Raw genomic sequence first — 12,333 nt, 5'->3', positions numbered from 1 at the left:
GCAGTTCCTTTTCCTTCCCTCCAAGGAGTCTTCGCCATGTTCTCCCGCATCCGCCGCAGCCTGGCTGTCCTGTCGCTCCTCGGCCTGGCCTCGCTGGCCCACGCCGACTACCCGGACAAGCCCGTCACCCTCATCGTGCCCTGGGCTCCCGGCGGCTCCACCGACATCCTGGCGCGGTCGCTGGCCGAACAGCTCGGCAAGACGCTGGGCAAGCCGGTCATCGTGGACAACCGCGCGGGCGCCTCCGGCAACATCGGCTCGAACTTCGTCGCCAAGGCAAGGCCGGACGGATACACGCTGCTGGTGGGTTCCATGAGCACCCATGCCATGAACCCCGCGCTCATGCCCGACATGCCTTTCAGGGGCGTGGAGGATTTCACGCCCATCGCCCTGATGGCGAACGTGGTGAATACGCTGGTGGTGAATCCGTCGGTGCCGGCCAAGACCGTCAAGGAGCTCATTGCCTACGCCAAGGCCAACCCCGGCAAGCTCAACTACGCATCGGCCGGCCCGGGTTCGACCAACCACCTGAGCGCCGTGCTGTTCGAGAAGGCCACCGGGATTCAGATGACGCACGTGCCCTACCGTGGCGGCGCCCCGGCCGTGGTGGATACCGTCGCCGACCAGACGCAGGTGCTCTTCTCCGCCGGCACGCAGACCCTGCCGCATGTGAAGGCCGGCAAGCTGCGCCTGCTGGCCGTGACGGAAGCGCAGCGCTCCACACTGCTGAAGGATGTGCCCGCGGTGTCCGAGACCGTGCCCGGCTATGAATTGGGTGTCTGGTACGGACTGTTCGGCCCCCGGGACATGCCCGCTGATCTGGTGCAGCGCCTGAACGCTGCCACCAACGCGGCCCTCCAGGTGCCCGCGGTGCGCCAGCGCATGGACTCCATCGGCGTCGAAGTGGTGAGCAAATCGCCGCAGGAGTTCGACAGGATTCTCAAGGCCGATGCGCAACGCTACGGCAGGATCATCAAGGAGCTCGGCATTACCAATGAGTGAGCACGCATCTTTTGCCGAACCCGCGGGCTGCGCCGGGCTGACCCTGCCTGAGCACGCCTGCGGCGCGCTGCTGGCCGACCTGCCGCGCGCCTGCGGGCTGGACGCCGCCATGCAGATCGCCGACACCGCCCGTCGCACCCTCGTGGGCCCGGGCCTGCTCACGGTGAACCTCCTGCGCAGCCCGCTGCCGGCCTCCGGGGATGCCGGTGCCATGCTGGTGCTCCAGCGGGCATGGACCTCCGATCCCGTCGCCTATCCCGTGGCCGGCCGCAAGCGCAAGGCGCTCACGCCATGGACGCGGAAGCTGCTGCTCGACGGGGAGCTCTTCATCGGTGAAGGGCGCGAAGTGCTGCAATCGGTCTTCGACGACCACGCGCTCATTGACTCGCTGGGCCTGCAGGCCGTCATCAACGTGCCCGTGTTCGACGGACAGGGCCGATGCATCGCCACATTCAACGTGCTGGGCAGGGAGCCGCGGTGGAAACCGGAGGCGGTATCCCTGGCCCGCCTGCTGGCCGCCTTGTGTTCTCCTGCCATCGCCTGGGCGGTGCAGGCCGGCCCGGCCGCGGCAGCCAGCGGATTGGCTGGGTGAGCGGGTGCGCGCGGGGATGCCCGCCGGAACCTCGCGGAGGCCTGCGCCAGGGCATCGGATGGGGCTCGCCCGCAAGGCGCGGGCCATGGGCCTTGATAATCCGCGGCCGGCCCCCAGATGGCCGGGCGTTCCCCTTTTCGTTGCGAACCTCTACAAGAGCCATCCACCAACCATGAGCAAGCACACCCATTCCTTCCAGGCCGAAGTCGCGCAACTGCTGCACCTGGTCACCCACTCGCTGTATTCCAACCAGGAAATCTTCCTGCGCGAGCTGATCTCGAACGCGTCCGACGCCTGCGACAAGCTGCGCTTCGAGGCCCTGAACAACGCCGCGCTGTACGAGGATGCGCCCAACCTCGAAGTGCGCGTGTCCTTCGACAAGGCCGCGAAGACGCTCACGATCACCGACAACGGCATCGGCATGAGCGAGCAGGAGGCGATCGACCACCTGGGCACGATCGCCAAGAGCGGCACCAAGGACTTCATGAGCCGCCTCTCGGGCGACCAGAAGCAGGACGCCCAGCTCATCGGGCAGTTCGGCGTGGGCTTCTACTCGGGCTTCATCGTCGCCGACAAGATCACCGTGGAATCGCGCCGCGCGGGTCTGAAGCCCGAAGAGGGCGTGCGCTGGATCAGCGGCGGCACGGGCGACTTCGAGGTGGAGACCATCACGCGCGCCGAGCGCGGCACCAGCATCATCCTGCACCTGCGTGAGGAAGCCGAGGAGTTCCTGAACGCCTGGAAGCTCAAGCAGGTCATCGGCAAGTACTCCGACCACATCAGCCTGCCCATCCTCATGGAGAAGGAAGAGTGGAAGGAGAGCGAGAAGGAAGGCGAGCCCGGCCAGATGGTCAAGACGGGCGAGTGGGAGGCCGTGAACAAGGCCAGCGCCCTGTGGACGCGCCCCAAGAAGGACATCACCGACGAGCAGTACCAGGAGTTCTACAAGGCGATCAGCCACGACCACGAGAACCCGCTCACCTGGAGCCACAACCGCGTGGAGGGCAACACCGAGTACACGCAGCTGCTCTACATCCCCGCCAAGGCGCCGTTCGACCTGTGGAACCGCGACAAGAAGGCCGGTGTGAAGCTCTACGTGAAGCGCGTGTTCATCATGGATGATGCCGAAGCGCTCATGCCCACGTACCTGCGCTTCGTGAAGGGCGTGATCGACTCGGCCGACCTGCCGCTCAACGTGAGCCGCGAGCTGCTGCAGGAAAGCCGCGACGTGCGCGCCATCCGCGAGGGCTCCACCAAGCGCGTGCTCTCCATGCTCGAAGACCTGGCCAAGCACGACCGCCACACCGCCGGTGAAGGCGCCGACGGCGTGACCGACGTGGTGAGCGAGGACGACAAGGCCAAGGAGGGCAAGTACACGCAGTTCTATGCCGAGTTCGGCGCGGTGCTCAAGGAAGGCCTGGGCGAGGACTTCGGCAACCGCGAGCGCATCGCGAAGCTGCTGCGCTTCGCCTCCAGCACCACCGACAGCGTGACCGTCTCGCTGGCCGACTACAAGGCCCGCATGAAGGAAGGCCAGGAGGCGATCTACTACATCACCGCCGACACCCTGGCCGCCGCGAAGAACAGCCCGCAGCTCGAGGTCTTCAAGAAGAAGGGCATCGAGGTGCTGCTGATGACCGACCGCGTGGACGAATGGGCGCTCAACTACCTGCACGACTTCGACGGCACGCCGCTGCAGTCCGTGGCCAAGGGTGCGGTGGACTTGGGGCAGCTGCAGGACGAGGCCGAGAAGAAGGCCGCCGAGGAAGCCGCCGAGGCCTTCAAGCCCGTGCTGGCGAAACTCAAGGAAGCCCTCAAGGACAAGGCCGAGGACGTGCGCGTGACCACGCGCCTCGTCGATTCGCCTGCCTGCCTCGTGGTGCAGGAGCACGGCATGAGCACCCAGCTCGCGCGCCTGATGAAGCAGGCCGGCCAGTCGATGCCCGACGCCAAGCCCGTGCTGGAGGTGAACCCGGAACATGCGCTGGTGAAGAAGCTGGACGGCAGCGTGCACTTCCACGACCTCGCGCACATCCTTTTCGATCAGGCCCTGCTGGCCGAAGGCGGGCTGCCGGAGGATCCGGCCGCGTACGTGAAGCGGGTGAACGCGCTGCTGGTGTAAGGCCAGGCGAGCAGGCCTGCGGGCCTGCGCTGCAGGCCGCCCGCCTGCACACCGGAGCCGCGGAAGGCAGGCATGCCTTTCGCGGCTTTTTCATGGGCGCGTTTTTCCGCGCCGGTGCGCGGATCAGTTCGTGGGCAGGCGGTCCGGCAGGTCCAGCATGCCGGCGCACTGCTTGCAGCGGAAGTAACGGCCCTGTGTCTGCTCTTTGCCCTCCACGATGGGGGTCAGCAGGGCCGTGCCGGCATCGTTGGCGATGCCCAGGCTGGCGGTGCGGCCGTCCTGGAAGCGGATGCGGGCTTCCGTGTAGCAGTCGCCCACGAGGAAATCGCCGTGCAGGGCCGCCCGGCGGGTGATGGGGCGGGCGTGTGCGAGAAACCGGCGCACGTCGCCTTCGGTCAGCGGCCGGATGCCTGTACAGGGAGCCGCGTCTCCTGCCGCGGTTTGCGCGTTGGCGCGGGTGATCTGGATGGATGCCACGGGAGCGATGGCATGGGTTTTATCGGAGGCTCGCGGTGACGCAGGTGCCTGCCCCGCGTTGCATAGGTGCGCGGCCAGGCATATGGCCGCGGCGGAACATATTTTCAACGCCATACTGCGGTACTCGCCTCGGTGGTGTTTTTTCTGCTCACGTCAGGATGTCGATGCACCTCCGATGAGCTGACTTGCAGGGTGCCGATCAGGTCATCGACGAGCCATCGCAATGACATATTCTGGGCTATAGTGACCCTATTGCTGCCACTCCTGGCATTGTCGGTTCGGGTGCGATGTGATGCCCCAACATGGATGCCGGACATGTCGCAAGATGATTTATCGGACCTTCGCTAAAAAAGAAGATAATTTCCCCAATAATTTGTCAATGCCCGTTGGGCTTGTTGGCTTTCGTAATGGCCGGAAGGCAGAAGATTTGCGACATTAGCCAGGAACAATGCCACCATTTTGGATTGGAGAGGTGTCAAGGATTCAAAAGACGATAGATCCTTTGGAAAATCCTTGCCTTCGTCTAACGACTTCATGATTTCTTCAAATCTTGGTGAGAAGAAGCCGTTTTCCAGATCGGAGATGAAGTAAGAAAAAAATTCTAATTCCAGCAGGCGCAGGTCAAAGAAATTTTTTAAAAAAGAAGGCAGGTAATATATTTTTCCCTTCGGCGTAAGATAAAGAAACTGCACGAACTTTTCCTGCAGTATGTCAAAACTGACTTCCGTCCAGAGCTTGCCGCGGAAAATTCTGACCGAATTCTCGTAATCTTCAGCATCGGTGCCTGTAAAGGTCTTTGCGTAGAACAAGGATTCATCCCCTGGTTCACATGGAAATGATTCTTTCGGCAAAATTTCATAGCGTTCACTGAGGGACGGTGCTGTCGATATATGGCGCCTTCTCTCGGATAAAATTTCTTCTATCCTTTGCTTGTTGTCTTGCATTATTCTGGGTGATCGGTTTGTTTTTGTTGCGACCGCGTGCCCGCCGGCGAACCACTATTGGGCTGTTTGGGATGCAAATCAGAAAATCAGGAAATTTCCCCAGTAGTTGGTGAGTGCGCGTTGAGCTTGTCTGCCCTCGTAGCTTCCCTCCGGCAGAAGGTTTGCTACATTGACTAAAAATGTGGCCACCAGTTTAGACTGTATAGGATTGATCTTTTCAAAAGAAAGATATTTTCTTTCCAGCTTTCTCTTTCCTTTCAAGGAGTCGTCCAGGTTTTCTGGCGTATGCTCATCGAATCCATTCTCCAAATCAAACATTAGATAAATAAAAAACTCGTTGTCTGTATTCTTAAGGTCGAAGAAATATTTGAGAAATACAGGTAAATAATAGATGCTACCGCTGGTTGTCAATCTGGAGTGTTGTATGTAGATATCTTCGATTTTTTCTATATCTACTTCGGTCCACTTTTTCCCATTAAATAATGAGAAAAACCTTAGATAATCTTCCCTATCATCTCCCGTGAAGGTGTTTTTTATGAATAATTCACCTTCTGGGTAACTTTCAGGGAAGGCCGCTAGCAGCATGCTTTCATAGCGCTTTGCTAGAGATGGCGCTAAAGAAGCCTCCTTCTTTCTTTTCTTTAGGATTTGAAGGTTGACTGGATTATTCTCTACCATTGGCGTCCCGTGCATTTACCGACGATTCTCCTAAGCTCATTGATTTGCTTGTTGTGACCAGCGTCGCCACCTGCAAAGCATTTTTTTGCAATGTTGATTCTTGCGTCAATGCATCTTTGTAATTTTTCTGTCTTCTGAAGCTGAATTCGGATTCTGTGCAGATTCAGTTCGTAGGAACGCGGCCCAGGTTGTCTGCCAAATCCTCCTGTCTGGCGCTCTGCGAACCTCATTGGGTTTCAGAGCAGCGGAGCACCACCGAAAGTGGCTGCGCGAGACCGCTACACGGGCTTCATGAGAGCGCGCGATTGGCGGTGGCAGATACCCTGGGCAGCAACAAGGGCTGTTTCAATTGCATCATCTGCCTCACCGGATTAATTGGCATCCGTATTCAGTCTCGCGCACACGATGGATATTCAGTTCGGTCACAGCTGCTGGGTCGATATCCCTCTCGGACGCACCGTACACATCGAACGTGCCGCATTGGTGATGTTCGTCAACGTCGAACAAAACCCGGCAAAACATATCCATTCTCGATTCGCCAGGATGCGCAAAAAAAATGGTCAGCGGGAACTGGTGCTGCTGCCTTGCATCGTCAATCGCCTTCGCATTTGCCGTGCTGTCAATAGCCCACACAGGCATGAATGCCGCCAGCTTCATGATTTGCTCTCGCGCATCCATCTCAAAGATGACCGCCACAGATTGCGCCTCAGTAGAATTCATGGATTTTGTCCCGAAGTTCTTCCATGAGGCCATGACGAGATAGGCCAGCCACTGTCACGTTTACTCTTCATCCCAGTGATGCATAGCTTCGCTGAGGGGAGGAATTTCGACATATTGAGTCTTCTCTCGGATAAAATTTCTTTTATCCTTTGCTCGTTATTTTTAATTATGTCCTGTGCATTTTCTGGGATTCTGAGAGATTGAGGTTTTTGTTGTGCCCTGTGTCCCCGCCAGCGAAGAAATTGCGGGGCTATGGTTCGATATGTGCTGGAGGTATGTAAAATCAAGGTCTAGCTATAAATAGATATAGATTTGCAGCAATCGATATGGCAGGGATGATCGCTAGGCATATTAGAAGAATTCTGAAAAACCCTTTGATAATTCCTGCTAATTTTAAGGCTTGCCATAAAATTAGAGTAGCGATGGCCAAGAGAATGATGAATTCCAGGAAACTACCTCCATGGAGATAGTTTCCAAAACCAGTGAAAATGTAAACAACATGGAATACAATTGAAATAATGCAGTATGGAACAATTTTTTTTATTTCTTGCAATGACATGATATAAGGCCTATGTTTCTTTTCTTCAAGAATTCGCTTACTTTTTTATCATTGCTGAATACCAGATTTTCTGCCGCATCCTGTGCATTGGAGGAGTTTCCTCCAGTCAACCTCTCCTGAATATTATCGAAAGCAAATTCATACCATTTTTGATTGTAGTGCTTCATTTCATGGAGGATGGTTATCAGCAGTGCACCAGCCTCTCCGTCATCAAGGCATCCAAGGTATTTTGAATCTACCTGAATATTTTCATTGAAGAATCCATACTTTCCTCCTTTGCCCTGCTGGCTCCATGTTCCAATGGAGGTTGGGTGATTCCATTCCGGTGTCATCGATTTTGCAGTGCTGAAGGCGTTGTCGATATCGGCTTGTGTAAGTCCGAGTGGGTCTGTGAACCCCAGCGTATTGTTGGCGGCATAAGAGTTCTTATTCAATCCGCCTGCCAATCCAACGGGATCCTGCGTTACATACTGTCCTAGAGTTGGGTCGTAATACCTAAACCGGTTGTAATGCAGCCCCGTCTCGGGGTCGAGGTGCTGTCCCTGGAAGCGGATGGTTTGCCCCACACCGTGCGGGTCGTATTCCTCCCGAACCTTACCCCAGGCGTGGTATGTCGCGGCCCAGGTGACCAAGCCTGCTTGGGGGCCGTTGGCATCCACCAAGCCGACCGGGGTGCCCAGGTGATCGCAAAGGATGTGGCGGATGCGCGTGGGATGGGCCTGGGTGGATGCTTTTTGTTGGATGCGCAGGGCCTGTAGGCCCTCCTCCAGCAGTTCGCTCACTCCGCCCGGCATGGTGGAGGGTCTGGTGCGCGCGGACCCTGCACTGTAGTCTGAGCCCGAGTACATGGCCTCACGTAAAGCGCGGTCCAGGAATTCACGCTGCGCCCGCGGCAGTGCCGCAAAAAAGCCCTGGGCTGCTGAAATACCTGTCTGTCCTTCCGTCTTCTGGCTCTCGTCGTCGCCATCGGCGCCCAGCGTCAGCATGGACTGCAGGGCCGTGGGAATGGCCTTCTCGCGCTCCAGGCGCAGCAACGGCACGAAGGATCCAGGCTCGTAGAGCGTGTGAACGAGCCCCGCAGGGCCTTCGGTGTGCACGAGTCTGTCGGCATCCCAGCCAACATAGGTGGCTGCACCGTGCCGGCCTGTCTGTTGATGGACCGTCTTGCCCAATCGTCGCCCAAATGCATCGTAGCGATAACGGGCTATCAAACGCCAAGCGCTTCCTGCGCCATCGCGCTGCCAAACCCCGCGCAGTTGGTGCAGCGCGTCATAGCGCAATTGCTGCATGCGCCCATCGACATGCAGCACTTGCACGCGATTACCGAATGCGTCATAGCGGTAGCGGGTGGCGCCTGCGGTTTGGCCGTTGTCCGGCCCCCGGGCCGCACTCCAGCCGATGCGGTTGCCCGGCCAGCGGGTAACGGTGCCGAAGCCTTCGCCGGGAGTGCCAGTGGCGCGCAGCAGGTCGAAGTCCGTATCGTGCAGGTTCTCGCGCACCTGTTGCTGCCATTCCTGGCGTTGCCGGGCTAAGTGCGGTGGGGTGGGCCGGATGTCTCTGGATGCTGGCAGGCGGTTGCCGGCAGCATCTAGCGCCCAATGCTCCTGTACTTCCGGCACGCCCTGCCCGGCGCGTTGCAGTCCGGTCAGGCGCCGCCATGCGTCGTAATCGTAGCGCATGGCCTCGCCGGGCGTCTGCATGCCCACCAGTTGGCCGAGTGGGTCGTAGCGATAGCGCCGCTGCGCCAGCGTGGACAGCGGGCCCAGGGCTGGGACGCCACGGCCTGCGGCGGACGAGGGGCCGGTATCGGAGTCGTTTGCGTCACCGGTCGCCGGCATGGCTGCTGCATAGCGCAGGCCACGCCAGTGCTGTTGCAGCATGCGGCCCACCGGATCGAGTTGGCGTGCATGCACGATCACCGGCAGGTCTGCGTTGCCTTGGCCTTCCAGCACATGCAGCGTGCGCCCCACCTCGCGGTGCAGCGCATCGCGCTTCCAGTCCACCAACGGCTGGCCGTCCAGCAGCAGACCATGCACGTGGCCCGAGCCGTAGGCCAGCCACTGAAGCGTGCCCAGCCCTTGCGCCTGAGTGGCCGTGCGCTGGCCCAGGGGGCCCAGGGTGTGGGCGATCGTGTGCTCGAATTCGATGGGCGCCTCGGCCCCGGCATGCGTGTTATCCACATGCTGCACTTGCGTTGGGGTGGATTGCCGGTACAGCGTCTGCGTCTCGCCGCAGACACGTCCGAAGGCATCACGCGCCAATGCCACGCGGCTGTCCATTACCAGTTGATGGGCCTGCAGGACGGTGGACACTTCAGCGATGGCCGGGTCGCCGGGCCGCTCCAGCAGGGCCAGCAGCGCCTGGGTATCGAGCGCCAGCCAGCGTTCTGCCAGTGGCAAGGGGCGGCTCGCCACGCTCCCTTGTCCGGAAGGTGTGGTTGCCAAGGCCTGCGCCATGGGCGTCGCTGCATGGGGCAACTCTGCCTGCCAAGCCATGGCTTGTATCAAGCCGCCCGAAGGGCTGTGCACGAAGCGCTGGATCTGCAGCACGGAGTGCTCATCGGCTGTGAGGTTCTCGGTCACATTGCCTGTGGTACTGGCACCCGCACCGGCCGGCGCTCCCGGCGCCGGCAACCGCACGGCCACGCGTGCCACCAGCCGGCCGCCGAGGTCGTAGTGCATGCGAGTGCGCACCACCGCCTTTATCTCCGGCCCGGTCGTCGCGCCGGCCGCTGGATGGTGGCCTTCGCCATGCCCGTCGCCCGCGTGCGTGAGCTGGCCCGCCGCGTCGTAGCCATACACCTGGCTGCGCCCGTCGAAGCCCACTTCCTGCACCAGCCGGTCGGCCGCGTCGTGCACGAAGCGGGTCACGTCGCCGTTCTCGTTGACAAGTTCCTGCAGCCGCCCGGCCACGTCGTAGCGCAGCTGCACGCCCCGGCCCGCCTGCACCTGCTCCACCACGCGGCCCCAAAGGTCGTGACGGTAAGCGATGGTGGCGCTGGTGCCTGCAGGCTCGCCCGTGCCTTCCAGCACGTCGTGCGTGCCGTGGGTGATGGCCGCCATCCGTCCGGTTTCGTTCCAGCGGTAGCGCACCGCCGTGTTGCCCGGATGCTGCACGCCCATCAGCCGCAGCGCGCCTTGCTGCATCGCGTGGTGCAGTCGTGTGCGCTGGCCCAGCGCGTCCACCGCTTCCACTACCTCGCCCCATGCACCGTGGCGCCATGTCTGGCTGTGGCCGGAGCAGTCCGTGTGCTGCGTGATTTGGCCGCAGGCGTTGTACGCGTACTGGCTGCGGCCGCCTTGCGCGTCGATCACCGCCACGGGCTGGTCGCACCAGGCGAGCGCGTGGGGTGGGAATGTCACGGCGCCGGTGCCAGCATCCTGCTGGGGCTGTGCGTATTCGAAGCGGGTGATGAGGCCCTGCAGCGTTGCCGCCTCGTCCGTTCCTCCTTCCGGCAGTATCGCGACCTCCACCAGACGGCCCCAGTCGTCGTAGCGGTAGTGCGTGCGCAGGCCTGCCGCGTCCTGGCTCGCCAGCAGCAGCCCGTCCTGCGCGCTGCTTGCTGCGCCCCAGCGCTGCTGGGTGCTGCGGCCATCCGGGCTCTGCACGCCCAGCAGCCGACCTGCGCCGTCATAGCGCCACCACGTGGTGCGGCCCAGCGCATCGGTGGCAGAGAGGCGACGGCCGGCACTGTCGTAGCTGTAGCTGTGTTCGGCCCCGTCCGGTGCCACGAGACGCACCAGGCGCTTGAGCCCGCCTTCGCCCTCGAAGTGGTAGGTCGTGGTGCGCCCCAGGCTGTCGTGCACTACCGTGCTGCTGCGCACCAAGGCGGCAGGTCCATTGCCGGCGGTTATCGGAGAGTGGCCGTAGTCTAAGAAGTACGACAGCCCTTCCTCGTTGTGCTGCTCGGCCACGCGTGCGCCCGAGCGCGCAGGCAATCCCTTGCGCCGGCCTTGCGCGGTCTGGTCCTCGTACACGTAGCGGTGCCGCGGACCCTGGCGCACCTGGTGTTCCGTCATGCGGTGCCATGCGTCGTAGCTGAAGCGGCGCAATACCGTGCCGTCCTGGCCCAGAACTTCGGCGAGGTTGCCCGCGCCGTCGTAGCGGTAGCGCACCAGCGGTTGCGGGCGCGGGGCCGTGTCGGGTATCAGGCCGGGATCGAGCGGGTTGAACGTGCAGTCCACGGCCACGAGCCGCACGCCGTCGTCGGGTTGCAGCGAGGGGTGGGGCGCCTTCGGTTTGGCCGATGGGGAGGCGGATGCACCGGAGGCGATGCGCTCGTAGCGCAGCACGTAGCGGCGTCCACTTCCATCGGTGATGCCCGCGACGCGGCCCCGCTGCAGGCCTTCGTCGCCCCATTGGTAGCACTGGCTGCGGCCGAAGCGGTCGATCAAGGCATGCAGGACATGATCCGGGGCACTGCCTGCCGGGGTGGCGGGCGCTGCCGCCTGGGCGGGCAGGAACACCCAGGCTGTTGCCCCCGCACCGGCAGAGCCCGGCGCGGCGATCACGCAGTCAGGGTTTGCGCGCAGCACCGCCGGAACGTGCGACCACCGGGGCTGCTGCGCCCAGGGCTGCAGCTCGGTCGGGATGGCTGGGGCGGAGGATGTGTCCGCAACGACCATCCCGCCGCCACGCATCAACCACAGGTTCTCGCTGCTGCTGTAGAGGGCCTGCCCCGGTTCAAGAGTTTCATCGAACGTGATCGCCCGACCCGATGCGTCGAAGAGCACCGCGCGCTGGTCCTGCAGCACCACCCGCAGCTCCAGAGGCAGCTTCCAGCCGTACCCCAGCAGCCCGCACGCCGCGCCGTGTTCTGCATTCACATAGCTGCTGTACATCCGTTGCCACGCCAGCGGCAGCGGCCCCGGCAGCGCGAAGTCCAGTTCATCCGCCCCTGTCAGCACCTTTGCGCCCAGCGATGGGTTCACCGGGTTGCCCACCGCCATCCCTCCGGGGCACTCCGAGCACGCCACGCCGCCTGCCGATCCGATGAGCACCGTCGCCGAGCCCTGGACGATCGGGCCGCCTTTTTTCGTCAGGTCGCCCTGGCGGGCTGCGGGTTTGCCGCTCATGTCATCACTCCCCTCGTCAGTTATCGTTATGGACCGCAACCTTCCGGACTGCGGTCGAGTCCATTGAAACGGCCGGGATCATAAATTTCTATAATTGATCGAAAGGTTGCGCCAGGTAACTTTTGTTCCTGAAGGTGGATGGGCTGGGTCTGCACCAGACACGC

General features: G+C 61.5%; 9 protein-coding genes. 3 read left to right on the top strand and 6 right to left on the bottom strand.

The genetic code is table 11. The features are described from left to right. Window positions 1-36: 36 nt before the first annotated feature. The 3 genes from T336_RS0113090 to htpG all read left to right on the top strand — a co-directional run bounded on the left by T336_RS0113090 (window position 37) and on the right by htpG (window position 3,716). Entirely contained in the window at window positions 37-1,002 is a 966-nt protein-coding gene (locus tag T336_RS0113090) for a Bug family tripartite tricarboxylate transporter substrate binding protein (protein WP_019703536.1), read from the top strand. Then, window positions 995-1,594, top strand: a complete 600-nt coding sequence (locus T336_RS0113085; RefSeq protein ID WP_019703535.1) for a GAF domain-containing protein — start codon at window positions 995-997, stop codon at window positions 1,592-1,594. Before T336_RS0113090 ends, T336_RS0113085 begins: the two co-directional genes overlap by 8 nt. Before the next feature lie 172 nt (window positions 1,595-1,766). Beyond that, window positions 1,767-3,716 carry a molecular chaperone HtpG gene (htpG, locus tag T336_RS0113080; protein WP_026432889.1) on the top strand — a complete coding sequence of 650 codons (1,950 nt, stop codon included), beginning with the start codon at window positions 1,767-1,769 and terminating at the stop codon, window positions 3,714-3,716. A 123-nt stretch (window positions 3,717-3,839) separates the two neighbouring features. On the opposite strand, the gene T336_RS0113075 is transcribed toward htpG, so the two are convergent. The 6 genes from T336_RS0113075 to T336_RS25155 all read right to left on the bottom strand — a co-directional run bounded on the left by T336_RS0113075 (window position 3,840) and on the right by T336_RS25155 (window position 12,169). Continuing rightward, on the bottom strand, window positions 3,840-4,193 hold the full coding sequence (locus tag T336_RS0113075; protein ID WP_244883931.1) for a hypothetical protein: 354 nt from the start codon (window positions 4,191-4,193) through the stop codon (window positions 3,840-3,842). A gap of 344 nt (window positions 4,194-4,537) precedes the next feature. Beyond that, window positions 4,538-5,137: a hypothetical protein gene (locus T336_RS26670; RefSeq protein WP_156957853.1), complete on the bottom strand. Its 600-nt coding sequence runs from the start codon at window positions 5,135-5,137 to the stop codon at window positions 4,538-4,540. A 78-nt stretch (window positions 5,138-5,215) separates the two neighbouring features. After that, window positions 5,216-5,830 carry a DUF6714 family protein gene (locus tag T336_RS26665; RefSeq protein ID WP_156957852.1) on the bottom strand — a complete coding sequence of 205 codons (615 nt, stop codon included), beginning with the start codon at window positions 5,828-5,830 and terminating at the stop codon, window positions 5,216-5,218. Beyond that, window positions 5,809-6,045: a hypothetical protein gene (locus tag T336_RS27600; protein WP_084151425.1), complete on the bottom strand. Its 237-nt coding sequence runs from the start codon at window positions 6,043-6,045 to the stop codon at window positions 5,809-5,811. The genes T336_RS26665 and T336_RS27600 overlap by 22 nt, the downstream gene beginning before the upstream one ends. A gap of 133 nt (window positions 6,046-6,178) precedes the next feature. Beyond that, complete coding sequence (locus T336_RS0113070; RefSeq protein WP_026432887.1) at window positions 6,179-6,535, bottom strand: hypothetical protein; 357 nt, start codon at window positions 6,533-6,535, stop codon at window positions 6,179-6,181. Window positions 6,536-7,075: 540 nt separating this feature from the next. Beyond that, window positions 7,076-12,169, bottom strand: coding sequence for an RHS repeat-associated core domain-containing protein (locus tag T336_RS25155; RefSeq protein WP_084151424.1), 5,094 nt, complete (start codon window positions 12,167-12,169; stop codon window positions 7,076-7,078). Window positions 12,170-12,333 lie beyond the last annotated feature (164 nt).

The organism is Paracidovorax oryzae ATCC 19882 (assembly GCF_000687165.1).
Taxonomy (GTDB): domain Bacteria; phylum Pseudomonadota; class Gammaproteobacteria; order Burkholderiales; family Burkholderiaceae_C; genus Paracidovorax; species Paracidovorax oryzae.
The sequence above is the reverse complement of the archived record's forward strand: the minus strand, read 5'-3'. Positions and strand labels throughout refer to the sequence as shown.